This is a genomic window from Micromonospora sp. LOL_024, assembly GCF_048060415.1.
Lineage (GTDB): Bacteria > Actinomycetota > Actinomycetes > Mycobacteriales > Micromonosporaceae > Micromonospora.
Genome location: NZ_JBHMIS010000006.1, coordinates 86,274 through 111,866, shown reverse-complemented (window position 1 = coordinate 111,866; position 25,593 = coordinate 86,274). Strand labels below are relative to the sequence as shown.

The following is a 25,593-nucleotide window of genomic DNA, read 5'->3' as shown; positions in this document are numbered from 1 at the left end:
GGTTTGCGTCAGGATCCGCGCCGGACACGACGCAAACCTTCTGATCAACCCTGGGTATCAGGGGGTGAGGCGGTGTCGGTCGCGGGGGAAGGGTGCCCCGGCGTTTTTCTGCCCTCGGTGGCCGGCGTCACAGGATTTCCAGGGTGACGGCCGTCGCCCGCCGTTCATCGACAGCCACCATCCGGCGTAGGCTCGTTTTGTGACGATCGAGCACTCCGCGCCGACGACCGGCCAGGCCGCGCGTACCGCGACGCCCGCACCGGAGGGACGCCGGCTGCTGCGGATCGAGGCCCGCAACGCCGAGACGCCGATCGAGCGCAAACCGCCGTGGATCAAGGTCAAGGCCAAGATGGGCCCGGAGTACACCCAGCTACGTGGGCTGGTCGCCCGCGAAGGTCTGCACACGGTCTGCCAGGAAGCCGGCTGCCCCAACATCTACGAATGCTGGGAGGACCGCGAGGCCACCTTCCTCATCGGCGGTGACCAGTGCACCCGCCGCTGCGACTTCTGTCAGATCGACACCGGCAAGCCGGCCGAGTTCGACGCCGACGAGCCACGCCGGGTCGCCGAGTCGGTCGTGTCGATGGGGCTGCGGTACGCCACCATCACCGGCGTCGCCCGTGACGACCTGCCCGACGGCGGCGCCTGGCTGTACGCCGAGACCGTCCGGCAGATTCACGCCCTGCAGCCCGGCTGCGGTGTCGAACTGTTGATTCCCGACTTCAACGCCGTGCCCGCGCAGCTCGCCGAGGTCTTCGGTGCCCGGCCCGAGGTGCTGGCGCACAACGTCGAGACGGTGCCGCGGATCTTCAAGCGGATCCGGCCGGCGTTCCGCTACGAACGTTCCCTGGACGTCATCCACCAGGCCCGCGAGGCCGGCCTGGTGACCAAGAGCAACCTGATCCTGGGCCTGGGCGAGGAGCGCGCCGAGATTTCCCAGGCGCTGCGCGACCTGCACGTGGCCGGTTGCGAGCTGATCACCATCACGCAGTACCTGCGTCCCTCGCCCCGGCACCACCCGGTGGAGCGCTGGGTGAAGCCGGAGGAATTCGTCGAGCTGAGTTCCGAGGCCGAGGAGATCGGCTTCTCCGGAGTGATGAGCGGCCCGCTGGTTCGCTCGTCCTACCGCGCCGGCCGCCTCTACCAGCAGGCCCTGGCCGCCCGCAGGACCACCCCCCTATCCGCCCGCTGACTCACCTCGTTCCGACCCTGGCCCCACCCGCCCGGCTCCGTCAGCAGGATCAGCGAGCAGCCGCTCTGGGCCGTCGCTCTTGCCGGAGATCGTCAGCATCGGCCTCGGCGGTCCAGCCGCCGTGCCCCGCGCAGCGCTGTCCACCCGACGGGGCATGAGGTCAGCGCCTGATCTGTGCCCGCTCGCCCGCCTTACCCGCGACCGTACGAAGCGTCGAAAGGCGGCGCAAGGCACTCAGCCGGCCGAGCACCGGGCGCGGATCAACACCACGTCGGGCGACCACTAGACTCGACGCCATGGCAAAGCCCCAGGAGAAGGTCTCGTTCGGCCAGCGGCTGAAGCAGATCGGGTTGGTGTTCCGGTTCACCGCCAAGCAGGACAGATGGTTCGCGCCGATGGCCACCGGCGCGGTGCTGATCCCGCTCGCGCTGACCGTGGTCGCGATCATGCGCTGGGGCTGGCTGTGGTTGCCGTTGGGCATCCTGTTCGCCCTGCTCTTCCTGCTGATCGTGCTCAACCTCCGGTCCAACCGGGCGATGATGAACGCCGCCGAGGGCCAGCCGGGCGCCGCCGCGCAGATCATGGAGAACATCCGGGGCGACTGGCGGGTCTCACCCGCTGTCAGCTCGACCACCCAGATGGACATGGTGCACCTGGTCATCGGTCGGCCCGGCGTGATCCTGCTGGCCGAGGGGGACCCACAGCGGGTACGCGGACTGCTCGGCCAGGAGAAGCGCCGGCTCGCGAAGGTGATCGGCAACGCCCCGCTCTACGACTACGTCATCGGGCAGGACGAGGGCGAGCTGCCGATCCGCAAGCTGCGGATGACGTTGATGCGGCTGCCGCGAAACCTCAGCGGCAAGGACGTCAACTCCCTGGACAAGCGCCTCAAGGCGCTGACCGCCCGCCCTCAGATGCCCAAGGGCGCCATTCCGAAGAACCTCCGCCCGCCCCGCAGCGCCTTCCGTCAGTCCCGCGGCCGCTAACCCCCTTCTCCCTCCTGGTCCCGTCCGCCTTCAATGCCCCGCGATCATGCAGTTGTGGTCGCCACCTTGTCGGTTTCCCGCCATATGTCACCGCCAGAACCGCATGATCGCGGGGAGGCGCGGGTGGGTGGGGGTCAGGCGGGGGTGGTTACCGAGCCGGTCAGGCGGTCGTGCAAGCCACGGCGGTGACGGTCCATCAGCAGCGCGGGGACGACCAAGGCCAGCAGCACGCCGCGCAGCAGGGCGCGGGGCAGGCCGATCCGACCGCCGTCGGTCCAGTCGACGCAGCGGATCCGGGTGAGGTACATGCCGGGGGTCTGGGCGAACAGACCGAGGAAGAAACCGTACGCCACGATCAGCACGACCACCGGCGCCCAGGCGTCCCGGGTGGGGCTGGCGAACAGGCCCGACGCGAGCAGGCAGAGAATCCAGTCGATGACCAGCGCCCCGAAACGCCTGCCCAGGTCGGCCGGAGTGAATTCGGGGTCCGCGGCGGGTGGCGGTGCACGGTGCGGCTGGGCGGTCACAACGGGCAAGCCTAGTCAGCGCCGGCGGTCGCACCGGCCCCAGCCCCGACAGCGGCGCCGACGCCCAACTCCCCACCCTCAGCCCTGACCTAGTCGACTCGCGGCACACGGGCCAGCCGACTCGCGGCACGCGCGCGGCGCCGAAAAGGACCAATGACACCAAGTGTCACTACACTGGCACCAGTCGGACCAGTTCCTCGGGCTCCGGTGTCCGCAACGGACGCCGGGGCGACCTATCGCGAGGGACGTAACACGGCAGAAACACTGGAGACATGGCAGGGCAACCCTCCGGCCATAGCGTCGCCAGGAGCCTAGCTACCCGTGGACGTGCCAGGAGGACGAGTGTTCGCCAATCCCGAGGAACTCCTGCGTTACCTCAAGAACGAGGACGTGAAGTTCGTCGACGTTCGTTTCTGTGACCTGCCCGGCGTCATGCAGCATTTCAACCTGCCGGTGGAGTCCGTCGACGACAACTTCTTCACTGACGGTCTCGCTTTCGACGGGTCGTCGATCCGCGGCTTCCAGGCGATCCATGAGTCGGACATGCTCCTGCTCCCGGACGTCGCCACCGCCTTCATCGACCCCTTCCGCGCGCAGAAGACCCTCGCGCTGAACTTCTTCATCCACGACCCGTTCACTCGCGAGGCGTACTCTCGCGACCCGCGCAACGTGGCGAAGAAGGCCGAGGCGTACCTTGCCGCCAGCGGCATCGCCGACACCGCCTACTTCGGTCCCGAGGCGGAGTTCTACATCTTCGACTCGATCCGCCACGAGACCTCCGCCCACCAGGCCTTCTACTACATCGACTCGATCGAGGGCGCCTGGAACACCGGCCGCGAGGAAGAGGGCGGCAACCGCGGCTACAAGACCGCGTACAAGGGCGGCTACTTCCCGGTGCCGCCGGTCGACCACTACGCCGACCTGCGCGACCAGATCGTCCGCAGGTTGATCGACACCGGCTTCACCGTCGAGCGCTCGCACCACGAGGTCGGCACCGCCGGCCAGGCGGAGATCAACTACAGGTTCTCCACCCTGCTGCACGCGGGTGACCAGCTCCAGCTCTTCAAGTACATCGTCAAGAACACCGCGTGGGCTGCCGGGAAGACGGCGACCTTCATGCCGAAGCCGCTGTTCGGCGACAACGGCTCCGGCATGCACACCCACCAGAGCCTCTGGCTGGGTGGTGAGCCGCTGTTCTACGACGAGACCGGCTACGCCGGCCTGTCCGACACCGCCCGCTGGTACATCGGCGGTCTGCTGCACCACGCGCCGTCGCTGCTGGCCTTCACCAACCCGACGGTCAACTCGTACCGCCGCCTGGTGCCCGGCTACGAGGCGCCGGTCAACCTGGTCTACTCTCAGCGCAACCGCTCCGCCTGCACCCGCATTCCGGTCACCGGCAGCAACGCCAAGGCCAAGCGGGTCGAGTTCCGGGTGCCGGACCCGTCGGCCAACGTCTACCTCGCCTTCTCGGCGATGCTGATGGCCGGCCTGGACGGCATCAAGAGCAAGATGGAGCCGCCGACGCCGATCGACAAGGACCTCTACGACCTCCCGCCGGAGGAGTGGGGCGACGTCAAGCAGGTGCCGGGCTCGCTGCCGGCCGTGCTCGACTCCCTGGAGGCCGACCACGACTACCTGCTCGACGGCGGCGTCTTCACGCCGGACCTGATCTCCACCTGGGTGGACTGGAAGCGGGCCAACGAGGTCGACCCGGTGCGTCTGCGCCCGACCCCACACGAGTTCGCCATGTACTTCGACTGCTAAGCCCGATCAAGGCACTGACCTGCACCAACAGGGATTGACACTGATCTTGGGTACAGCTTGGGTACAAGCTCACGGACGGCGGTCATGCCCGGCTCACAGCCGGCGTGGCCGCCGTCTCGTGTTGACCGAGCGCGCCGTCAATGAGCAGCCGGGTCCGGTCGAGCACGTCCGGCCGCACGTGGGGCCACTTTCGCCGGCCGTCCGCGCCTTGCCGCTTCGCTCCCCGGCGCGGCCCGGCGGTGGCGACCGCGAGACCGGGTAACGATGGAAGTTGATATGTGACGGACGACCTGCCCAGCGGCTTGATCGACGCCCCGCCCCAGGTCAGCCACCATGCGCGGTTTGTTCGCCATGCAGTTCGACTGCCGATCCAGTTCAGCCTTGTTCGGGCTGACTCCGCACCGCGGGGTCGGACCGGGTGCGTGGCGGGCACCAATACCTTCGCGTCCGATATATTGAGGTGTGGACACACCGCTGCGGGAACCAACGTTCCTGATCCTCACCGCGCTCGCCCGCAAGCCGATGCACGGCTACGGGATCATCGGCGAAGTCGCCGCCCTCTCCGACGGGCGGCTGTCGCTACGCCCCGGCACCCTCTACGGCGCGCTGGACCGACTCGCCGACGCCGGCCTGGTCGAACTCGACCGTGAGGAGACCGTCGACGGTCGGCTGCGCCGCTTCTACCGCCTCTCCCCCGCCGGAGACACCACACTTACCGAAGAGACCGAACGACTGCGACGCAACGTCGAGGCGGCGAGCGCCCAGCTCCGCGCCCGCTCGGCGCGCCGAATCGCCACCCGTACCGCCGAGAGCCTGGCATGACCGCGCTCGAACGCCGCTACCGGCGACTGCTGCTGGCCTACCCGGCCGACTACCGCCGCGACCGGGGCGACGAGATCGTCGGGACGTACCTCGACCTCGCCGACGGCGGACGGCGCTGGCCCTCCCCGTCGGACGCCGCCGACCTCGTGCGAGGCGGCCTGCGGCAGCGGTTGCGGGCCGCCGTCGCCACCGACCTGATCCCCGGGGTACGCCTCGCCGGGCTGCTCGCCCTGGCCACCGCCACCTTCCTCGCCGGCTTCTGGATGGTCGTCGAGCAGCAGCAGCCCGTCGGGGCCGGCGTGCCAGGGTTCGGGCCCTTCGTGTCGGCCGGCGTCGTCCTGTGGCTCGTCTGGCTGCTCGCCGCGCTACTCGTACTCGTCGCGCCGGGCCGGCCCACCCACGTCACCATCACCGTGGCGATGCTGGCCACCACGGCGGTGCCGGCGCTGAGCCTGGCCGCCGGCCTGCCCCGCCCGCCGCTGCTGGTGCTGGCCCCGCAGGTAGCGCTCGGCGTGCTGGCGCTCGCGGTCGACAGGCACCTGCCGCTGACGGCCCGGTTCTTGCCGATCGTCACGGCCGCGAGTGGCGGCGCATTCGCCTCCCGGGCTGGCGGCAGCCTCTACTGGGGCTCGTACCGGTGGACGTCCGAGCAGCTGTTGCCGGCGACCGGTGCGGTGCTGCTGGTCGTAACGGTGCTGCTCGCCGTCGGGTTGGCCATCCGGCAGGATACGAGGGGCGGCTGGGCGGTGCTCGCCCTGCTCACCCCGAGCGGCCTGCTCAGCGTGCACATCCTGGCCAGCGCAGTGGACGGCCTCGGTGGAGCCCCACGGCCCACCTACCCGACCCTGGTCGGCACCGCCCTCGTCGTCGGCCTGCTCGGCCCGACCGTGCTGCCAGCGGCCGTCGCGCTGCGCCGCCGGGCCGGCATCCTCTCTGCCGGCCCCCGCCCCACCAAACCCTGCCCCACCTGCGGCACCCACCGCTGACCACCACCCACTCCGCCACCACCCACTTCGCCACCGCCCCCGTCAGGCCCCAGCCCACCCGCCACGCCCATCCGCCCGATCCGCTCGCCCCGATCCGTGGCGGTCGAAGTGGCCGACACGCCGGGACAGCAGCAGCTGAGCTGCCACACATCACGGTGGCCGTCGACCGGTCAGGTGGGTCACGGCCGGTTCGTGGTAGGTGCCCGGCCGGAGGACGGGGGGTGGCGCCGCAGCTGGCGGCGGAGCCGGGGCTGGGCCCAGACCGCCACGGCGATCACCAGCACCGTCATCGCCACCGCGCCGGGCGCCTTCGCCAGCCGGGCCAGGTTGGTGCCGTCCGGCAACGCGAGGAAGGCCGCCACCGCGCCGGGCACCACGAACCAGGCGGTCCGGGTCGCCGTCACCGCGAGCAGGACCAGCGGCCAGGTCGCGTACCAGGGATGGAACACCGGAGCCAGGGCGACGGTGAGGGCCAGCGCCAGCCCGGCGCCAAGCAGCGTCAGGCGGGTACGGCCCGACTCCACTGAGCCGTACCGGCCGCGCACCGCCGACCAGGTCCGCCACCACAGCATCGCCAGCAGCCCAGCCAGCACGACCAGTCCGACGACCCGCGCCACCGGTACCGCGCCGGGTTGCCGACCAACCAGTTCGCCAGCGTAGTCGACGACCATGCCGACGGCGGTCGGCGGCGATGTCCACTGTTCGGTGTCGCCGCTGCGGTCCAGCCCGCCGAGCCAGCCGAGACCGAGACCGGAGAGCAACGAGCTCGCCACCAGCCCGCCGAGCACCCCGCCGGCGAGCGTGCCGCCGTCGCGCAGCAGCGCCGGAACGGTGAGTCGGCCGCGTACCGCCACCAACGCCACGAACGGCAGCACCACCACGGCGGTCGCCTTCACCGACACCGCCAAGCCGAGCAGTACCCCGGCAGCCAACAGCACCCCGACTGTCGCAACGGGCCCGGGCCCAGCCGACCCGACAGGCGCGACCGGTCGGCGGACCAGCAGGAGCAGGCCGAGCAGGAGCAGGCCGAGCATCACCGCGTCGTTGTGCGCGCCGGCCACCAGGTGCACACCGACCAGTGGGCAGGCCAGCACCAGCCAGGTGACCCGTCGGGTCGGCGTCCCGGCCGCCCGGGCCAGGCCGGGCAGGCAGCACGCCACCAGCAGCAGCCCGGCCACCGCCAGCGACCGCAGCAGCACCACCGCGCCGACCAGGCCACCGCCGAGCAGCACGGCCAGCGCGGCGAGCAGCACGAAGAACGGGCCGTACGGGGCCGGGGTGTCCCGCCAGACCGGCGCGACCGCCTCCACCCAGGGGCAGCCGGCGGCAGCCGCCCCGGTGGCGTACGGGTCGCCGCCGTCCGCGTACACCCAGCCCTGGCAGGCGTACGAGTAGACGTCGCGGCTGCCCAGCGGCGCGGTCAGCAGCAGCGGCAGGGTCCACGACCCGGCGGTGACGTACGCCCACCGGGTCGACGGGGCGCCGTCGCGCAGCGACCACCAGGCGGCCACCATGGCGGCGGTGCCGAGCAGCCACAGCGCCACGGTCAGCGGGCCGTCGCCGGAGTGCCACACCCGGACGGTGGCGGTGCCGGGCAACGCGCCGCCGAGATACCCGGCGACCGCCAGCAACAGCGCGCCCGCCAGGCCGCCGTAACGGGCGAGGCGGGCACCGGGGACGGTCACCGGCGGACCTCTCCTCTACTCGACGGGAACCGGGCGGCGGGCCGCCCGCACCGCCCGCGCCGACCGTACCAAGCGAACGGTCACCACGATCACCAACAGCGTCATCAGCGGCGCACCGACCGTCTTGGTGTACCGGGCCAGCCCGGTCCCGTCGGCCAGCACCAGGAACGAGGAGGCCACCGTCACCACGCTGAACCACCGGGTGCGCCGCGCGGTGGCGGCGAGCAGGGCCAGCGGCCAGAACCAGTACCAGGGGTGGAACAGCGGGGCGAGCGCGACCGTCGCCGTCAACGCCAGCGCGGCGTGCCACAGCGGGTCGCGGGTGCGCGCCCGGAACCACAGCCACACCAGCACCCCGGCCAGCACCGCCACTGCGATGCCCCGGGTCACCGGCAGCGCGTCGACGTGCAGCCCGAACGGCAGCACCAGATAGCCGACGGTCTGCCCGACTGCGGTGGATGGTGACGTCCAGGCGACCACGTCGTTGCCGTGCGACAGCCCGATGATCCAACCGAAGTCCAGGCCGGCGGCGAACGTCACACCGAGCAGCGTGGCGACCGCCCCGCCGACCACCGGCGTGCCGTCGCGCAGCAGCGCACGAACCGAGAACCCGCCGGCGATCGCGGCGAGCGCCGCGAACGGCACCACCACCAGCACGGTCACCTTGATCCCGGCGGCCATGCCGAGCACCACCCCGCCGGCCAGCAGCGGCCAGGGCCGGCCCGGCCGGCTGACCACCACCGCCAGCCCGGCCACCATCAGCCCGATCATCAGCGCGTCGTTGTGCACGCCGGAGATCAGGTGCACGCCCACCAGCGGGCTCGCCAGGGCCAGCCATAGCGCCCGGCCGGCCGGCACGCCGCTGCGGCGGGCCAGCACCGGCAGGCAGACCGCCGTCAGCACCACGCCGGCCACCGCGAACACCCGGAACAGCGCGATGCTGCCGAGCAGTGAACCGGTCGCGGCGACCACCGCGCCGGAGAGCACCACGAACAGCGGACCGTACGGGGCCGGGGTGTCCCGCCAGATGTGCGACATGCTGTCCAGCCAGGGGCAGGGCAGCGTGGACACGCCGTACTCGTACGGGCTGATGCCGGCCGAGAAGCTCGCCCCCTGGCAGGCGTACGCGTAGCCGTCCCGGCTGCCCAGCGGCGGCGTGAACAGGAACGGCAGGATCCACAGCCCGGCGGTGACCAGAGCCCACCGGGCCGAGGGCACCCGGTCGCGCAGCACCCACCAGGCGGCGGCCAGCACGGCGGTACCGACCAGCCACAGCCCGATGATCAACGGCCCGTTCGGGCCCAGGAAGATCTTGACCGGGTTGGTTCGCAGGTCTCCGTCGGGCATGGCGCCGCCGAGGAACGCGGCCACGGCGAGCATGATCGAGCCGGCCAGTCCGGTCCAGCGTACGAGGTGATGGGACACGCCCGACATGCTGCCAGTACCGTGATCGCGATACGGAGGTGGGCATGCGCACCTAACAGTGGCCGGACGGCCTCAGGCTGCTGGTGACCTGGAAGGTGCCCGGCGTACGGACCCGCACCGTGGCCCATTCGTCCGAGCCGGGGCGTAGGCATCCGTCCCCCTCACCGAGCGACAGCCAGCGGGACCAGCGGACGCGGACGCTGACATCGGCCGGTGCGTCGACCGTGAAGCGCACGCCCGCGTCGTCCGATTCGACCAGCCGGGCCGGTCGGGAGACCAGTGGTTCCGAGCCGAGCACCTGGTAGAGACGCCACTGCCCGGGTCGACCGACCTCCCGCAGGTACGGCTGGCCCGCCAGCACGAGCGTCGCCTCGTCCCTCCCGTACCGGTCCCGTGCCGCGTCCGGTGCAACGGCGACGTAGCTGACGGCGTTGCGGTGCAGCCATTCGCCGTACCGTTCGGCATCGAGTCGGTCGCCGTAGAACAGGGCGTTACGTCCCGCGTCGGCCTGGCGCTCCCAGCCGCGGGCCAGCGGTACGACCTGCGCCACGTACACGCTCTCCCAGTGGTCACGAAGCGGCACCACCTCGACCCGACCCACCGGTGCCCGCCGGTCCAACTCCTCCAGCAGCGGCCGGTAGAAGGCGACGTGTGCCGGCGCCGATCCGCGGCGGGCGATGTCGTTGGTCATCACCGGGGACTGCCACCAGAACAGCGCAACGAGCAGCGCGACCAGCCACCGCCGACGCAGCGTGACGAATGCCGCGAGGAGCGGCAGGGCGAAGAGCATCGGCAGTCGCAGGGCGTTCGATCCGATCGGGCTAGGCAGGTGGTAGGCCGCGACCAGAAGCAGCGCGGTGAGTGCGGCGCCGATCCGCAGCGCCCGGACCGGTACGAGCGCGAGCACCACCACGGCCAGGGCAAGGTTGATCCGCAACGACTCCGCGCTGAACGGCTGCCGACCGCCGTTGCCGAAGAGCACCGCCATCGGGGCCACCGTCACCAGCGGCGCCAGGCAGAGCACCAGGGCACCGGTCCCGGGCCGCCGCTCCCGCCAGATGTCGAGGACCAGCAGCGCGCTTCCGGCCAGGCCGGTGAAGAGGCCGGCGACCGGGCTGGCGGCAGTCGCGAGAACCGCCGCCAGGCCGGCCGTCGCGAGCCACAGCCCACGCGGCCCTCGGGGCGCGGCCACCGCACAAAGCGCGAGTAGCGCCCACATCAGCCCGACCGCGAAGGTGAGTCGGCCGCTGGCCAGGTTCCCGACGAGTACCACCGCACCCAGCACGCCACCGAGCAGCGGCCGGCGTGCACCCGTTACGGTAAGCAGCCACGCCAGCGCCACGGAGGCGACGACCGCCGCGACCGCGCCGACCGTACGTACCCCCAGGAACGCGCCGAGCGTCTGGGTGTAGAGGCTGTATCCGAACTGGTTGACCCCGCCGTACCACGAGAAGTCCAGCGGGGCGAGGGCGTTGCGGTCAGCGAAGCCCGCGCGGGCCACCTGCGCGGAGAGGTCGGTCCCCATCGGCGGAGCCAGCAGGAACGCGACGGCCAGCAACAGCGACACCACCAGGGCTGCGAGCACGGGATAGGCCCGCCCGGGTCCCCCGGCAGTTGGCGAGAGCCCGGCGCCGTGCATGTCCGGGGCGGCAGCATGGGTCGATGTCGGCACCGAGCAGTCGTACCACGGGGGCCTGGGTGTTAAGCAGGGGCCCCTGCTCTACCACAGGCGTGACAGGGTGCCCTTCCTTACATCTCCAGGACGCGTTCGGTGGCGGCGCGGGAGCGGCGGCCGGTGCGCAGGTACTCGTCGAGGAACTCGCCGGGGTCGTCGCGGCCGAGCAGCCGGACCACGCCGGCCAACTCCACGCCGTGCCGGGGCAGTTGGTCGCCGGCGCGGCCACGGACCAGCATCAGCGCGTTGCGGACCTGCGCGGCAAGCGTCCAGCCGGCCGTCATCGCCTCGGCGTCCGCCGGATCGACAAGGCCCGCGTCCCGAGCGGCGGCGAGCGCGTCGAGGGTACGCGTGCCGCGCAGCGCCGGGTACGCTCCCGCGTGCCGCAGTTGCAGTAGCTGCACCGCCCACTCGACGTCGGCCAGGCCGCCACGTCCCAACTTGGTGTGGGTGGCCGGGTCGGCGCCCCGGGGCAACCGCTCGGTCTCCACCCGCACCTTGATCCGGCGGATCTCGATGATCTGTTCCCGGGTGAGCCCGTCGGCCGGGTACCGGACCGGATCGACCATCTGCTCGAACCGGGTACCCAGGTCGGCGTCGCCGCAGACGCACCGGGCCCGCAGCAGCGCCTGCGACTCCCACACCCGCGACCAGCGGGCGTAGTACTGCTGGTATGCGGCGAGGCTGCGGACCAGGGGCCCCTGCCGGCCCTCGGGACGCAGGTCGGCGTCGACGCCCAGCGGCGGATCGGGGGCGGGCATGCCGAGCAGCCGACGCAGCTCCTCCGCCACGGTGTGGGCGGCGGCACTGGCCTCGCTCTCGCTGACGCCCGCCGGCGGGTCGTAGACGAAGAGCACATCGGCGTCGGAGAGGTAGTTGGACTCGTACCCGCCGAGGCGGCCCACCCCGACGACCGCGAACCTCAGTCCGGGCATGGCCGGCGCGGCCGCCCGAGCGGTCCGCAGCGCGGCGGCGAGGGTCGCGTCGGTGACCGCGGAGAGCGCGGTGCCGACCGCCGTGATGTCGGCCAGGCCGGGCGCCGGTCTCGCGCCGTCCGGGCGGGACGGGGCGAGCGACCCGGCGCGGCTGAGCACGTCGGTGCAGGCGAGCCGGAGCAGTTCCCGGCGGCGCAGCGCACGCACGGCACGGATCGCCTCGACCGGGTCGGTGTGCCGGGCCGCGGCGGCGGCGAACCCGTCCCAGAGCACCTCGCGCGGTCGTGGACTCAGCTCGCTCTCCTCGGCCAGCAGGCGCAGCGCCTCCGGCTCCCGGGTGAGCAGGTCCGCGACATACCGGGAGGAGGAGAGCACCCGGGCCAGCCGGCGGGCCACCGGCCCGGAGTCGCGCAGCAGCCGCAGGTACCAGGGGGTGCTGCCGAGGGCGTCGGAGACCTGGCGGTAGCTGAGCAGCCCCCGGTCGGGCTCGGGAGCGTCAGCGAACTCGCTGAGCAGGACCGGCAGCAGGGTGCGCTGGATGGCGGCCGTGCGGCTCACCCCGCCGGTGAGGGCCTGCAGGTGACGCAGCGCGCCGGCCGGGTCGGCGAAGCCGAGGATCTCCAGGCGGTTGCGGGCCGCCTCCGGGGTCAGCCGCAGCCCGTCGGCGGGTACCCGGGCCACCGACTCCAACAGCGGTCGGTAGAGCAGTTTGGCGTGCAGGCGGCGTACCTCGGTGGCGTGGGTGACCCACTCGGCACGGAACTCCTCGACGGCGCTGCGGCCGGGGATGGCGGTGTAGCCGAGGGACGTCGCCAGCCAGCGCAGCGCCCCCGGCTCGGTCGGCACGGTATGGGTACGCCGCAGGCCCTGTAGTTGCAGGCGGTGTTCGACGCCGCGCAGGAAGCGGTAGCCGCGCAGCAGCGCCTCCCCGTCGGCCCGACCGACGTAGCCGCCGGTGACCAGCGCCCGCAGGGCTGGGATGGTGCCGGGGGCACGCAGCGCCTCGTCGCCCCGGCCGTGCACCAGTTGCAGCAGTTGTACCGCGAACTCGATGTCGCGCAGGCCGCCGGGGCCGCGCTTGATCTCGCGTTCCATCTCCTTGGACGGGATGTTCTCGATGATTCTCCGGCGCATCGCCCGGACGTCCTCGACCGCCTCCGGGCGCTCGGCGGCCTGCCAGAGCAACGGCGCCAGCGCATCGATCCACTCCTGGCCGAGCGCCAGGTCACCGGCGGCGGGGCGGGCCTTGAGCAGCGCCTGGAACTCCCAGGTACGGGCCCACCGCCGGTAGTACGCCAGATGGCTGGCCATGGTCCGCACCAACGGTCCCCGGTTGCCCTCGGGCCGCAGCGCGGCGTCGACCGGCCAGGCGACCAGCCCGCAGATGTGGATCAGCCGGGTGGCCACCGTGGTGGCGGCGGTCAGGTCTTCGTCCTCGGCCGCCACGAAGATCACGTCCACGTCGGAGACGTAGTTGAGTTCGCCGCCGCCACACTTGCCCATCGCGACCACGGCCAGCCGGGGCTCCCGGGTGCCCTCGGGCAGCTCGGCGAGCGCGATCGTGTACGCCGCGGACAGGGTGGCGTCGGCCAGCGCGGAGAGCGCGGCCATGGTCTGCTCCAGGCCGCGACCGCCGGTCAGGTCGGCCGCCGCGATCCGCAGCAGCGCCATGCGGTACGCCAGACGCAACACCACGACGGGACTGCCGGCGGCGGTGACATCCAGGTGTCCGTTGGCGGCGGGGGCCAGCCCGTCGCGCTCGGTACTCAGCACCGGCCACTGTTCGGGGTTGGCGACGAGGTGGTCGCCCAGCGCCGACGACGCGCCGAGCACGGCGATCAGCCGGCGGCGCAGCCCGGGGTCGTCGTGCAGGGCGGCGAGCACCGCCGAGTCCGTACCGTTGCCGCGGTTCCGGGCCGCTGCCGTGCGTTGCTCGGCCTCGGCCAGGCGGTGCAGCTGGCGCAGGGCCAGATCCGGGTCGGCGGCCCGGGACAGCGCGGTGAGCAGCTCCTGGGCCCGCTCGTCGGTGGGTTCCTGCTGTTCCGCTCGCCACAGGTCGAGCCCGTCCGGCCCGAGCAGGTCGGCGGCCCGGGCGACCGCGGTGTCGTCGACGACGCCGAAGCCGTAGCGGGCGAGCCGGCCGTTGGCCCTGGTCGGCCGGCCCATCAGTGCCCGAGCAGCGGCAGGCTGCGCCGCGACCCGCCGTCGTCCAGCTCGCCGAGGGCCAGGGCGGCGAACCGTGCGGCGAACGGCTGCCAGACCTCCTCGACGTCGGCCATCACCGCGTGACACGCGGAGATCACCAGTTGCGGGTCGTAGCCCAGCTCGGCCAGCAGAGCCGAGTCGGTCGCCCACTCGGCGATCATCCCGGTGTCGCACTCGATGTGGAACTGCAACCCCCAGGCCCGGTCGCCGAGCCGGAACGCCTGGTGCGGATAGCGGGTGGAGGCGGCCAACAGGGTGGCGCCGACGGGCAGCTCGGTGATCTCGTCGGCGTGCCACTGGAGCACGTCGGGGATCAACGGGACGTACCGGAAGAGCGGATCGGTCTCGGCGGCGTCGCGTCTGCCGACGACGGCGGGGCCGACCTCCGGACCGGACGGGCTGCGCGCCACGGTGCCGGCGTGGGCGGTGGCGAGCAGCTGCGCGCCGAGACAGACACCCAGGGTCGGCACCCGGTACCGGACGGCCTTGCGGAGCAGCCCCTCCACGGCCGGGAACCAGGTCGTCCCCGGCGCTCCGTCGGGCTGCGGACAGGCGTGCTGGTCGCCGCCGAGCACCACCAGGGCGGCGTTCCCGTCGAGGTCGGCGGGGAGCGGGTCGCCCGCGTGCGGGCGGACCACCGACAGCTCCAGTCCGGCCTCGGTCAGCCACTCCCCCAGCCGACGCGAGTCGTCGGTCGGGTCGTTCTCGATCACCAACGCGGTTGCCACGCCGTCGAGGCTATCCGGTCTCGCCGACAGGGGCGGCGCGCGGGACTAGGCTCTGCCGCTGTGTCCGCACCCACCACACCCGACGACGTCGTACGCCCACCGGCGCTGCGCCCCGGCGACACGGTGATGCTGGTGTCGCCCTCCGGGCCGACCCGGCCGGAGCGGGTCGCCCGGGGAGTCGAGCTGCTCACCGGCTGGGGGCTGCGGCCGGTACTGGCGCCCCACGCTTACGCCCGGCAGGGCTATCTGGCCGGCTCGGACGCGCTGCGGGCGGCCGACCTGAACACCGCCTTCGGTGATCCGCGGGTGCGGGGCGTGATCTGCATCCGCGGCGGCTACGGCGCGCAGCGGGTGGTGGACTCGATCGACATGGACCTGGTGCGCCACGATCCCAAGGTTGTGGCCGGTTTCTCCGACATCACCGCACTGCAGTTGGCGCTCTGGCGAGGTGCCCGGCTGGCCGGCGTGCACGGGCCGGGCGCGGCCTGGCGGGACGAGCGCACGCCGCTGTCCTCGGCGGAGTCCCTGCACGCGGCGCTGACCACCACCGAGCCGGTGACCGTCCGTGCCGTAGAAGGCGAGGAGACCTTCGGCGTACGCACACCGGGCCGGACGGTGGGTCGCCTGCTGGGCGGCAATCTCTGCCTGGTGGTGGCCTCGGTGGGTACCCCGGACCTGCCCGACCTGACCGGGGCGGTGCTGCTGCTGGAGGATGTGCAGGAGCCGCCGTACAAGGTTGACCGGATGCTCACCCAGCTGCGCCGGGCGGGCGCGCTGGACAGGCTCGCCGGGGTGGCGGTGGGCCAGTTCACCGACTGCGCCGACGGCTGGGACACCGGCGTCGCCGACGTGCTTGCCGAACGTCTAGGTGACCTGGGCGTACCGGTGCTGGGCGGCCTGCCGATCGGCCACGGCCCCGGCCAGCTCACGGTGCCGGTCGGCACCCTGGCCACCCTCGACGCCGACGCCGGCAGGCTCACGGTCTCCCCCGCCGTCCGCTGACCGCTCGGCCGTCGGGGCCGGGCACCCGCCCGCGTGGGACCCCGGCCGCGACCGGGGCCGCCGCCAACCTGCCCGGTTTCGCCGGAACTGCCGGTTCATCCGGATCGGGGCGGGGATTGCCAGCCCGCTGACAGCGTCGCCACGGGCCACGCTTAGCCGAGATGGTCACTGTCGGTGATGTCATCGCATCACCGACGAGTTGGAGGACAGATGTCCCGCAACATCTCGAAGAAGCATCTGCTGGCCGGGCTGGCGGCCGCTGGCGTGCTCGGCGCAGGGATCGCCGCCCCCACCGTGGCGCTCGCCGACGACCGGAACACCCCGAGCGCCAGCGCCGAGGCGCAGCAGGGCGGCAAGGCCGACGGCGAGCGGCCGGGTCGCGGCGCGGCGTTCGCCGAGGCGCTGGCCGAGGAGTTGGGCGTACCGGCCGAGAGGGTCACCGAGGCGCTGGAGAAGCTGCGGGAGCAGCACCGTCCGGCGGATCGGCCGGGCGGCGAGGGCCGCAAGGGACACCCGGGTCGCGGCGACGACGAGGGTCGGCCCGGTGACCGCACGGAAATGCGGGCCGAGCGGCTCGCGCAGGCGGTCGAGGACGGCAAGCTCACCCAGGAGCAGGCCGACGCCATCACCGCCGCCGTCGAGGCCGGTGTCCTCGGCGGCCCGGGCTCCCCGGGCGGTCACGGCCCCACCGACGACTGACCCGCGGGCCGAGTGCCGCACGGCACTCGGTCACGGTCGGCCCCGCAACGCTGGTATGGCGGTGTCCGCGCCACGACGACACCGCCATACCAGCGGCACGGGGTGGATCAGGCACGCAGTTCGCGTGACTCAGGCGATGCAGGCGCAGACGATCAGCGCGGCACCGAAGTGGCTGGCGGCGCTGACCCGGGCAACCGGGTGCGGCTCGTCGGAGCAGACGACCTCACCGAGCTTGCCCGGGGTGATCAGGTCCAGCACGAAGAAGGCCAACGCCATGATGCCGAGACCGATCAGCCCGAAGATCACCGTCGAGGCCAGGCCCTTGGCGAAGTCGCTGTAGCTGGTCAGGATCGCGGTGAAGACGATGCCGGCGACACCGAGCTGGTTGGCGGCGAGCAACAGGCCGGCGTTGGCGTTGCGGCGTACCCAGATGAGGTCCCGCAGTCTACCTGGGGTGAGCAGGTCGACCAGCACGAAGCCGGCCGCCATCAGGCCGACCCCGACGACCCCGAACACCACGCTCTGCCAGGCTCCGCTGAGCAGATCCTCCAGCACCGGCTGCCTCCCGACCATCTCCGTCCGGCGGGTGCCGGCACGGTGATCGAGACGATAGCGGCACCACGCAACGCGGGACAGCCCGGCGGCTACAGCGACAGGTACCGCTGGCGCTCGTACGGGGTGACCTCGCGGCGGTACTGCTCCCACTCGGCGCGCTTGTTGCGCAGGAAGAAGTCGAAGACGTGCTCGCCGAGCACCTCGGCGACCAGTTCCGAGCCGGCCATCACGTCGATGGCCTCGGCGAGGTTCTCCGGCAGTGGCTCGTACCCCATCGCCCGCCGCTCGGCGCTGGTCAGCGCCCACACGTCGTCCTCGGCGCCCGGCGGCAGCTCGTACCCCTCCTCGATGCCCTTCATCCCGGCACCGAGCAGCACCGCGAACGTCAGGTACGGATTGGCCGCCGAGTCGGGCGAACGGACCTCCACCCGGGCCGAGTTCGGCTTGCCGTACGCCGGGACGCGGACCAGCGCGGAGCGGTTCAGGTGCCCCCAGCAGACGTACGCCGGGCTCTCCGTGACCCGGTCCGGCAGGGCCTGCGGGAAGAGTCGCTTGTACGAGTTGACCCACTGGTTGGTGACCGCGGTGTACTCCCGCGCGTGGGTCAGCAGTCCGGCGATGAACGCCCGGGCCACCTTGGAGAGCTTCATCGGGTCGCTGGCGTCGTGGAACGCGTTGCGTTCTCCCTCGAAGAGCGACAGGTGGGTGTGCATCCCGCTGCCCGGCTGGTCGGTGAAGGGCTTGGGCATGAAGGTGGCCTGCACACCGGTGGAGAGCGCCACCTCCTTCACCACGTGCCGGAAGGTCATGATGTTGTCGGCGGTGGTCAGCGCATCGGCGTAACGCAGGTCGATCTCCTGCTGGCCGGGGGCGACCTCGTGGTGGCTGAACTCCACCGATATCCCGATCCGCTCCAGCGACAGCACCGCCTGGCGGCGGAAGTCCCGCGCCACCGCGTGGGTGGTGTGCTCGAAGTAGCCGCCGGTGTCCACCGGCACCGGCACCGTGCCGTCCAGCGGCCCGTTCTCCAGCAGGAAGAACTCGATCTCGGGGTGGGTGTAGAAGGTGAAGCCCTTCTCGGCCGCCCGGGACAGGGCCCGGCGCAGCACGTGCCGGGGATCGGCCCAGGAGGGCCCGCCGTCGGGCAGCAGGATGTCGCAGAACATCCGGGCGCTCTCGCCGCTGACCCCGCCCTCGAAGGGGAAGACCTGAAAGGTGGTCGGGTCGGGCATGGCGACCATGTCCGACTCGAAGACCCGGGCGAAGCCCTCGATCGCCGAGCCGTCGAATCCGATGCCCTCCTCGAAGGCCGCCTCCAGCTCGGCAGGGGCGACGGACACGCTCTTGAGCGTGCCGAGCACATCGGTGAACCAGAGCCGGACGAAGCGGATGTCCCGCTCTTCCAGCGTACGGAGGACGAACTCCTGCTGACGGTCCACTGCCCCAACCTTCCGCGACTCTTGTCCGCCTTCGACCGGGCTTCGCCCGACCTGACCGACCAGTCTCCACCGACCCGATTACGCAGACGTTAACCGAACCGGCGCCGTCGCGTCCCGTCCAGTCCCGACCGTCGGTCGCGTCACGGCCCGCCGCCGCCCACGCCCGCGTGTCGAGCCCGCACGGCTGGGGCAAGATTGGGGCATGACCACCCTGCGTCTCGCCCTGTGCCAGGTCAACCCCCGCGTCGGCGACCTCACCGGCAACGCCCGCACCGTGCGTACCTGGGCCCGCCGGGCCGCCGGCTCCGGTGCCCAGCTGGTCCTGTTCCCGGAGATGATGCTGACCGGATATCCGGTGGAGGACCTGGTCTTCCGGCGGTCCTTCGTCGCCGCGTCGAAGGCGGCGCTCGAACAGCTCGCCCGCGATCTCGCCGCCGACCGGCTGGGTGAGCTGCCGGTCCTGGTCGGCTACCTGGACGCCGACGGTCCGCCGCAGGTCAGCGCAGACGCCGAGCCGGGCCGAGGGGCGCGCAACGCCGCCGCGCTGCTGCACCGGGGCGAGATCGTCGCCACCTACTTCAAGCACCATCTGCCCAACTACGGCGTCTTCGACGAGGACCGCTACTTCGTGCCGGGCGACATGCTCACCGTGGTCCGCCTAGGTGGCGTGGACGTGGCGTTGACCATCTGCGAGGACCTGTGGCAGGCCGGCGGCCCGTTCGCCGCAGCCCGGCGAGCCGGCGTGGGGCTGGTGGTCAACATCAACGGCTCGCCGTACGAGTTGAACAAGGACGACCTGCGCCTGCCGGTGGTACGCCGGCGGGCCGCCGAGGCCGGGGCCACCATCGCCTACGTCAACATGACCGGCGGACAGGACGAGTTGGTCTTCGAGGGTGACTCGATGATCGTGGAGGCGGACGGGACACTGCTGGCCCGGGCACCGCAGTTCGTCGAGCACCTGCTCGTGCACGACGTGGATCTGCCCGCCGCAGCAGAGAGCGGCACGGCGGCCGACGGGGTGGAGCCTGCCGAGGGGTTGCGGGTGGTGCGCCGTGCCGTCGAGGGCGCGCTGCCGGCGCCGACCGGCCCGATCTCGGCCGGTCCGGTGGCCACCGGCGGAATCATCGAGCCGGTCGCCGACGAGGCCGAGGTGTGGCAGGCGCTGGTGCTCGGGCTGCGCGACTACGTCGACAAGAACGGGTTTCCCTCGGTGGTGCTCGGGCTCTCCGGCGGCATCGACTCGGCGGTGGTCGCGGCCATCGCGGTGGACGCGCTCGGCGGTGGACGGGTGGTGGGGGTTTCCCTGCCCAGCCAGCACTCCTCGGAACACAGCCGCTCCGACGCGGCCGACCTGGCCAAACGCACCGGCCTGGACTACCGGGTCGAGCCGATCCAACCGATGGTCGACACCTTCCTGGCGAACATGTCGCTGTCCGGGGTGGCGGTGGAGAACCTTCAGGCCCGGGTACGCGGCGTCATCCTGATGGCCCTGTCGAACCAGGAGGGGCACCTGGTGCTGACCACTGGCAACAAGAGCGAACTGGCGGTCGGCTACTCGACTCTGTACGGCGACTCGGTCGGCGGCTACAACCCGATCAAGGACGTGTGGAAGACGCTGGTCTGGCGGCTCGCCAAGTGGCGTAACGCCGAAGCGAAACGGTCGGGTGGGACGCCACCGATCCCGGAGAACTCGATCGGCAAGCCGCCCAGCGCCGAGTTGAGCCCGGGCCAGCTCGACAGCGACTCGCTGCCGGACTACGACGTGCTGGACCCGATTCTGATCGGCTACATCGACGGCGATCTCGGCCGTGAGGGTCTGGTCGCCTCCGGCCACGACCCGGCCGTGGTGGACAAGGTGCTGCGGATGGTGGATACCGCCGAGTACAAGCGCCGCCAGTCCGCGCCGGGTACGAAGATATCCATGAAGGCGTTCGGTCGGGACCGGCGGCTGCCGATCACCAACCGGTGGCGCGAGCACGGCTGACCCACCTCCGCTGCAGTGACATCCTGCACTGCACCCTGCCGCCAGCGGGGCCGCCGGTGCGACGATCGCGGCATAACCCGGGGACCGCGTACGCGGCCTCGAGGAAGGAGAAGCCATGCGGGACTCCACTCCGGCCGAGGTGACCGCCCTGTACGGCGGTCCCGCCACCCGCCGGATCCGCACCCGCGACCTGCTCGCCGCCAAGGAGCGCGGCGAAAAGTGGTCGATGCTCACCTCGTACGACCAGTACACGGCCTCGATCTTCGACGCAGCCGGGATACCGGTGCTGCTGGTGGGCGACTCGGCGGCGAACAACGTGTTCGGCTACGAGACGACCCTGCCGGTGACCGCCGAGGAGCTGCTGCCGCTGGTGCGGGCGGTCGTCCGCGCCACCCGGCAGGCGTTGGTCGTCGGCGATCTGCCGTTCGGCTCATACGAGGAGGGTCCGACGCAGGCGCTGCGCACCGCCGTCCGGTTCATGAAGGAGGGCGGTTGTCACGCCGTGAAACTGGAGGGTGGCCAGCGCTGCGCCGCGCAGATCGAGGCGATCGTCGGCGCCGGCATCCCGGTCATGGCGCACATCGGTTTCACCCCGCAGCGTGAGCACACGATCGGCGGCTACCGGGTGCAGGGCCGTGGCGAGGCCGCCGACGAGGTGCTGGCCGACGCGCGGGCGGTGGCCGAGGCGGGCGCCTTCGCGGTGGTGCTCGAGATGGTGCCCGGCGACGTCGCCAAGCGGGTCACCACCGAGCTGCCGATCCCGACCGTCGGCATCGGAGCCGGCCCGCAGACCGACGCCCAGGTGCTGGTCTGGCAGGACATGGCGGGCCTGCGTGCCGGCAGGACGCCGCGTTTCGTCAAGCGTTACGCCGACCTGGCCGAGGTGCTCGGCGAGGCGACCCGCCGCTTCGCCGAGGACGTGCGTGGCGGCGAGTTCCCTACCGCCGAACACACCTTCTGAGTCCACCTGGTACCCGCCGCTGGCCGTCCCCGGCGGCGGGTACCAGGTGTCGACTGGACATGCGCTCAGGCAACATGGTCGTGAGCGTGGACCCGCCAGCCGGACCAGCCGGACGAAGCTGGCGCTGGTGGAGTGCGCTACGGCCCGGCCCCGGGCTGTTGTGGTGGCTGCCCGGGAGCACCCGTGCTCCTCTGGGTCCCGCCCTCGGCCGGCTCGCGACACTCCTGATCGGCGTCCTGGTCCTGGCGCTTGGCCAGATCCTCGGTTACCAGTGGTTGCCGCGCCTGGACGCCCAGCAGGGCGAGCGAGATTCCGGGCAGGCCACTAGGATCCTCACTCGTGAATCGATTTCGTACCTCCTTTTTTCCGTTGGCCTGCGCCGTGCTGCTCGCGCTGACCGCCTGCGGCGACGAGGACGGCACCGCCGAATCCTCGCCGTCGACCGCCTCGACCACCACCGCGGCTGCCCCCGCCACCGCGGCGCCGTCGACGGCCACGGCGGCGGACGTAGTGGGCGACAAGAAGCTCTGCGAGTCGGCGAAGGAGACCAGTCAGGAGATGAGGAACGCCCTCGTCGAGGCCGTCAAGGCCGGTGACGACCCGTCGCCGGCCCTGTTCAAGGAGATCCTCGGCGGGCTGGAGGAGAAACTGGTGACGCTGGCCGCCACCGGCACCGGCGACAGCAAGGTCGCCGCCGCGCTGGGCAAGTTCGGCACCGAGGCCGGGCGGGCGGCGGCAGCCCCGGATCCGGCAACGGCCGCCGACAACCCGGCCTTCGAGAAGGCCGGCGTGGACCTTAGCGCCGCCTGCAAGACGACCGGCGTCGACGCCACCTTCTGATCCGTCTTTCTCACGAGGGTTGCCCTCCACCGGCACGTCGCCCGCGGCGGGCGGACGCAGCGAATCCGCGCCGGCGGGCCGCAACCGTCCGGGCCACGAGACGGCCGGGTGGGCAAGGGCATCTCAGAGGTCGGTGACGCGGATCCCGGCGTGCGCCTTGTAGCGCTTGTTGATGGCGATCAGGTTGGCGGTGAACGCCTCGATCTGATGGGCGTTGCGCAGCCGCCCGGCGTAGAGGCCCCGCATGCCCGGGATGCGGGCGGCGAGCGCGCCGACTGTGCCGACCAGCTCCCGCTCCTCGGTGCAGATCAGCACGTCCAGCTCGATCCGGTCGATCTCAGGGTCGGCCAGCAGCGGGGCGCTGACGTGGTTGAACGCCGCGCAAACCCGGGAGTCGGGCAGCAGCGCGGCGGCCTGCTGAACGGCGCTGCCCTCAGGCACCGGCAGGGCGTACGGGCCCTGCTTGTCGAAGCCCAGGGGGTTGACGCAGTCCACGACGATCTTGCCTGCGAGTGGTTCGGCGAGGGCACCGACGGTGGCGGCGTGCCCGTCCCAGGGCACCGCGATGATCACCACGTCACTGCGGCGGGCCACCTCGTCGTTGTCGGCCCCGGTGACGCTGCCAGCGGACGGCACGCCAGGCAGGGCGGCGATCTCGGCGGCCGACTCGGCCGCCCGCTGCGCGGAACGGGACCCGATCAGCACCGCGAGGCCCGACCGGACGAACCGGTAGGCGAGCCCCCGGCCCTGGTCGCCGGTACCACCGATGATGCCGACGGTGAGCCCGGAAACGTCGGGCAGGGTGCTCGCGTCGTATGCCATGGTCGTCATCCTGCCAAACCCGCCGCCCGGCAGCAGCGGCCGGCGCTGTGACAATCCCCGCTGGCCGGGCCGGCGGTCCGGACGGTTCAGCTCGACCGGGCAGACCCAGCTCACGGCGGACCGGTCAGCCGGCCGCCTTCCGCGCGGTGCCGGAGCGCCCGGCTGACGCCGCGCGTCCGGCGCTCCTGGGAACCGCCTTCTTCGCGGGCGACCTCTTCGCCACAGCCTTCTTCGCGGCCGTCTTCCTGGCCGGGGCATTCTTCGCTGGGGTCTTCTTGGCCGGAGCCTTCTTCGCCGTCGCCGTCGTGCGCGCCGGGGTCCGGGATGCCGCCGAGGTGGTCTTGCGGGCCGCCGCCTTCTTCGCTGGTGCCTTCGCCGCCGTCGCCGTAGTGGTCCTCCGCGCCGACGCCTTCTGCACCGCCGAACTCGCCTTCTTCCCGGGGGCTGCCTTGCGGGCCGGGGCGGCCCTACGGGCGGGAGCCTTCGTCGCCGTGGTCCGCGCGGTCGCCGTCTTCTTCGCGGGCGTCCGTTTCGCCGATGCCGCGATCTTACGCGCGCCGCTCACGGTCCGCGGCGACGTCGAGGCGGTCTTCTTGGCGGACGCGGCCTTCGCGGCGCTCTTCCTCGCGGGTGCGGCCTTCGCCGACACGGTCTTCTTCGCCGGTGCCGTGGCCGCGATCGTCCTGCGCGCCGACGAACTGGCCCCGGACGTGGGCGCGGTGCCGCTCCCGCGACGGGTGGACTGGTTACGGGCGAGGCCCGCGGTGCGTTCCGTCGCGGCGGTCTTCCTCGCGGACGTACGCTTAGCTGCCGGGCGGGTGGCCTGTTGTGCTTCGGCCATCTCGGTTCCCTCCTTGGGGACGTGCTGCCGCCTTCGCGACGCACGCAGTACCTCGACGCGGGAGGCGTCCCGCGCCGTCTACTTCTCCTCCCCTGTCCAGCGGGCGTCCTCGGCCTCCCACGCCTCGTTACGCTCCCGCACCTGTTGCAGGGCGTTCTCCGCGTCGGCAGCCGAGTCGTACGGTCCAAGAACATGCCGGGCAGGGCACACGTCGGCATCGGTCTCGACCCGGTGGTGCCGCGTACACCAGTAGTGGTGTCCGCGTCCGCTGTCGCTCATGGGATCACTGTGCACCGGGAGACGACCGCCCGCCACCGGAACACCGCAAGTCACCAGGCTCTTCCACAGTAGACGTGCTCGGCGGACGGCGGGCCGAACCGCGAAAATCGGCACCCTGTCTCCCGGCTTCTCGACGCTGCACGCGGGCCGGTAGAACGATCAGGCCGGTAGCGGCTCCACCGGGATCCACAGCTCGGCGTCGGCATGGCCGCCATCCGCCGCGATCCGGGTACGGGAGATCTCCGGTCCGGGCCGCAGCTGGTACGGGTTGGACGGCAGCCACTGGGTGAAGACGTCCCGCCACAGGTGCTGCACCGCCGTCGGGAACGCCCCGGAGGTCTCGAACACCGCCCAAGCCCCCGCCGGCACCGGCAGCACGTCCAGGTCGCCGGGCACCTCGGCGTCGGTGACCACGCCGTACCAGTAGTCCAGCTCGGTGCCTTCCGCCCGGTCGCCGGTGAGGCCGTCGCTGACGTTGACGATTCCCGCCGGCTCCTGGTCGGAGAGTGCCTCGATCCGTTCGCGGACCGCCGGTTCGATGCCCTTGACGAACGCCACGATGGCCGGGTTCATGCCCTCGTGCACCAGCGGCACCCGGGCCCTACGCCCAGCCAGCTGGAACGATTCCTTGCGCACGATGCGGTAACGCATGCTGCTGCTCCCTTCGACGGTGAGGCGGAAGGACATCCGGGGCTGGGCACGCAGTTCGGCGCCGGTACGCCGGGCCTCGCCCGGACCGATCCCGTGCACGGCCTTGAACGCCCGGGCGAACGCCTCGGCCGAGCCGTACCCACAGCGGACCGCGATGTCGAGCAGTGTCTGCTGGCCCGCCACCACCTCCGCTGCCGCGACGGTGAGCCGGCGACGCCGCACATACTCCGACAGTCCGACGCCGGCCAGCGCGGAGAACAGCCGCCGGAAGTGGAACTCCGACGTGACCGCGATCCGCGCCAGCTCGGCGGCGTCCACCGGCCGGTCGAGGTGTCGCTCGACGTGGTCCATGGCCTGGTTTAGCCGCTCCAGCATCCCGGGTCTCCTTCCTTGTGCCAGCCACGCTATGACGTCGCCGACGCCCACGACCCGACATACTGTGCCCGGTCCGGTCGGGCGGCTAGCAGACGGACACGTTTACGAGACATCAGCCGCAGCGGCGGTTCCCGGCCGCCCCGGTGGTCACCCACCGTGGCCCGCTCAGCCTGTTCGCGCTGAGCAAGATGCGGACAGTAGGTTGCCTGTGA

At 72.0% G+C, this 25,593-nt stretch carries 21 protein-coding genes; 11 read left to right on the top strand and 10 right to left on the bottom strand.

Translation table 11 applies throughout. From position 1 onward, the window contains the following. The first annotated feature begins 199 nt into the window (after positions 1-199). Positions 200-1,192, top strand: a complete 993-nt coding sequence (gene lipA / locus ACFHWY_RS10025) for a lipoyl synthase (protein ID WP_416579844.1) — start codon at positions 200-202, stop codon at positions 1,190-1,192. 296 nt (positions 1,193-1,488) lie between these two features. Further along, complete coding sequence (locus ACFHWY_RS10020; protein ID WP_416579843.1) at positions 1,489-2,178, top strand: DUF4191 domain-containing protein; 690 nt, start codon at positions 1,489-1,491, stop codon at positions 2,176-2,178. Positions 2,179-2,312: 134 nt separating this feature from the next. On the opposite strand, the gene ACFHWY_RS10015 is transcribed toward ACFHWY_RS10020, so the two are convergent. Then, entirely contained in the window at positions 2,313-2,642 is a 330-nt protein-coding gene (locus tag ACFHWY_RS10015; RefSeq protein WP_416579941.1) for an RDD family protein, read from the bottom strand. A gap of 405 nt (positions 2,643-3,047) precedes the next feature. On the opposite strand from ACFHWY_RS10015, the gene glnA (ACFHWY_RS10010) reads away from it, so the two are divergent. From glnA (ACFHWY_RS10010) to ACFHWY_RS10000, 3 genes are all read left to right on the top strand, one after another. Next, positions 3,048-4,472, top strand: coding sequence for a type I glutamate--ammonia ligase (glnA, locus tag ACFHWY_RS10010; protein ID WP_416579842.1), 1,425 nt, complete (start codon positions 3,048-3,050; stop codon positions 4,470-4,472). 462 nt (positions 4,473-4,934) lie between these two features. Further along, a complete protein-coding gene (locus ACFHWY_RS10005; RefSeq protein WP_416579841.1) occupies positions 4,935-5,294 on the top strand; it encodes a PadR family transcriptional regulator in 360 nt (119 codons plus the stop codon). Beyond that, positions 5,291-6,280 (top strand): hypothetical protein, encoded by a 990-nt coding sequence (locus tag ACFHWY_RS10000; RefSeq protein WP_416579840.1) that lies wholly within the window; start codon positions 5,291-5,293, stop codon positions 6,278-6,280. The genes ACFHWY_RS10005 and ACFHWY_RS10000 overlap by 4 nt, the downstream gene beginning before the upstream one ends. A 179-nt stretch (positions 6,281-6,459) precedes the next feature. Here ACFHWY_RS10000 and mptB (ACFHWY_RS09995) read toward each other — a convergent pair whose 3' ends face one another. The 5 genes from mptB (ACFHWY_RS09995) to ACFHWY_RS09975 all read right to left on the bottom strand — a co-directional run bounded on the left by mptB (ACFHWY_RS09995) (position 6,460) and on the right by ACFHWY_RS09975 (position 14,933). Continuing rightward, complete coding sequence (mptB, locus tag ACFHWY_RS09995) at positions 6,460-7,965, bottom strand: polyprenol phosphomannose-dependent alpha 1,6 mannosyltransferase MptB (RefSeq protein ID WP_416579839.1); 1,506 nt, start codon at positions 7,963-7,965, stop codon at positions 6,460-6,462. 15 nt (positions 7,966-7,980) lie between these two features. Then, positions 7,981-9,390, bottom strand: a complete 1,410-nt coding sequence (mptB, locus tag ACFHWY_RS09990; protein WP_416579838.1) for a polyprenol phosphomannose-dependent alpha 1,6 mannosyltransferase MptB — start codon at positions 9,388-9,390, stop codon at positions 7,981-7,983. Positions 9,391-9,442: 52 nt separating this feature from the next. Then, complete coding sequence (locus ACFHWY_RS09985) at positions 9,443-11,062, bottom strand: hypothetical protein (RefSeq protein ID WP_416579837.1); 1,620 nt, start codon at positions 11,060-11,062, stop codon at positions 9,443-9,445. A gap of 77 nt (positions 11,063-11,139) precedes the next feature. Then, positions 11,140-14,166 carry a bifunctional [glutamine synthetase] adenylyltransferase/[glutamine synthetase]-adenylyl-L-tyrosine phosphorylase gene (locus ACFHWY_RS09980; protein WP_416579836.1) on the bottom strand — a complete coding sequence of 1,009 codons (3,027 nt, stop codon included), beginning with the start codon at positions 14,164-14,166 and terminating at the stop codon, positions 11,140-11,142. Then, complete coding sequence (locus tag ACFHWY_RS09975; protein WP_416579835.1) at positions 14,166-14,933, bottom strand: type 1 glutamine amidotransferase; 768 nt, start codon at positions 14,931-14,933, stop codon at positions 14,166-14,168. The genes ACFHWY_RS09980 and ACFHWY_RS09975 overlap by 1 nt, the downstream gene beginning before the upstream one ends. A 126-nt stretch (positions 14,934-15,059) precedes the next feature. On the opposite strand from ACFHWY_RS09975, the gene ACFHWY_RS09970 reads away from it, so the two are divergent. Beyond that, positions 15,060-15,935 carry a S66 peptidase family protein gene (locus tag ACFHWY_RS09970; protein WP_416579940.1) on the top strand — a complete coding sequence of 292 codons (876 nt, stop codon included), beginning with the start codon at positions 15,060-15,062 and terminating at the stop codon, positions 15,933-15,935. A gap of 210 nt (positions 15,936-16,145) precedes the next feature. Then, positions 16,146-16,634: a hypothetical protein gene (locus ACFHWY_RS09965; protein ID WP_416579834.1), complete on the top strand. Its 489-nt coding sequence runs from the start codon at positions 16,146-16,148 to the stop codon at positions 16,632-16,634. 129 nt (positions 16,635-16,763) lie between these two features. On the opposite strand, the gene ACFHWY_RS09960 is transcribed toward ACFHWY_RS09965, so the two are convergent. Together ACFHWY_RS09960 and glnA (ACFHWY_RS09955) are read right to left on the bottom strand one after the other, a co-directional pair. After that, positions 16,764-17,189, bottom strand: coding sequence for a DUF350 domain-containing protein (locus tag ACFHWY_RS09960; RefSeq protein WP_416579833.1), 426 nt, complete (start codon positions 17,187-17,189; stop codon positions 16,764-16,766). An 89-nt stretch (positions 17,190-17,278) separates the two neighbouring features. Further along, complete coding sequence (gene glnA / locus ACFHWY_RS09955) at positions 17,279-18,628, bottom strand: type I glutamate--ammonia ligase (protein ID WP_416579832.1); 1,350 nt, start codon at positions 18,626-18,628, stop codon at positions 17,279-17,281. A 202-nt stretch (positions 18,629-18,830) separates the two neighbouring features. Between glnA (ACFHWY_RS09955) and ACFHWY_RS09950 the strand changes: the two genes are divergently transcribed. The 3 genes from ACFHWY_RS09950 to ACFHWY_RS09940 all read left to right on the top strand — a co-directional run bounded on the left by ACFHWY_RS09950 (position 18,831) and on the right by ACFHWY_RS09940 (position 22,413). Next, complete coding sequence (locus ACFHWY_RS09950; RefSeq protein WP_416579831.1) at positions 18,831-20,612, top strand: NAD+ synthase; 1,782 nt, start codon at positions 18,831-18,833, stop codon at positions 20,610-20,612. Between the two features lie 115 nt (positions 20,613-20,727). Next, positions 20,728-21,573, top strand: coding sequence for a 3-methyl-2-oxobutanoate hydroxymethyltransferase (gene panB / locus ACFHWY_RS09945; protein ID WP_416579830.1), 846 nt, complete (start codon positions 20,728-20,730; stop codon positions 21,571-21,573). Positions 21,574-21,912: 339 nt separating this feature from the next. Next, positions 21,913-22,413, top strand: a complete 501-nt coding sequence (locus tag ACFHWY_RS09940; protein WP_416579829.1) for a hypothetical protein — start codon at positions 21,913-21,915, stop codon at positions 22,411-22,413. Between the two features lie 123 nt (positions 22,414-22,536). Here the strand turns inward: ACFHWY_RS09940 and npdG are convergent, their stop codons facing one another. After that, on the bottom strand, positions 22,537-23,235 hold the full coding sequence (gene npdG / locus ACFHWY_RS09935) for an NADPH-dependent F420 reductase (protein ID WP_416579828.1): 699 nt from the start codon (positions 23,233-23,235) through the stop codon (positions 22,537-22,539). 146 nt (positions 23,236-23,381) lie between these two features. On the opposite strand from npdG, the gene ACFHWY_RS09930 reads away from it, so the two are divergent. Continuing rightward, on the top strand, positions 23,382-24,329 hold the full coding sequence (locus ACFHWY_RS09930) for a hypothetical protein (RefSeq protein ID WP_416579827.1): 948 nt from the start codon (positions 23,382-23,384) through the stop codon (positions 24,327-24,329). A 185-nt stretch (positions 24,330-24,514) separates the two neighbouring features. Here the strand turns inward: ACFHWY_RS09930 and ACFHWY_RS09925 are convergent, their stop codons facing one another. Continuing rightward, positions 24,515-25,381, bottom strand: coding sequence for an AraC family transcriptional regulator (locus ACFHWY_RS09925; protein WP_416579826.1), 867 nt, complete (start codon positions 25,379-25,381; stop codon positions 24,515-24,517). Between the last annotated feature and the right edge of the window lie 212 nt (positions 25,382-25,593).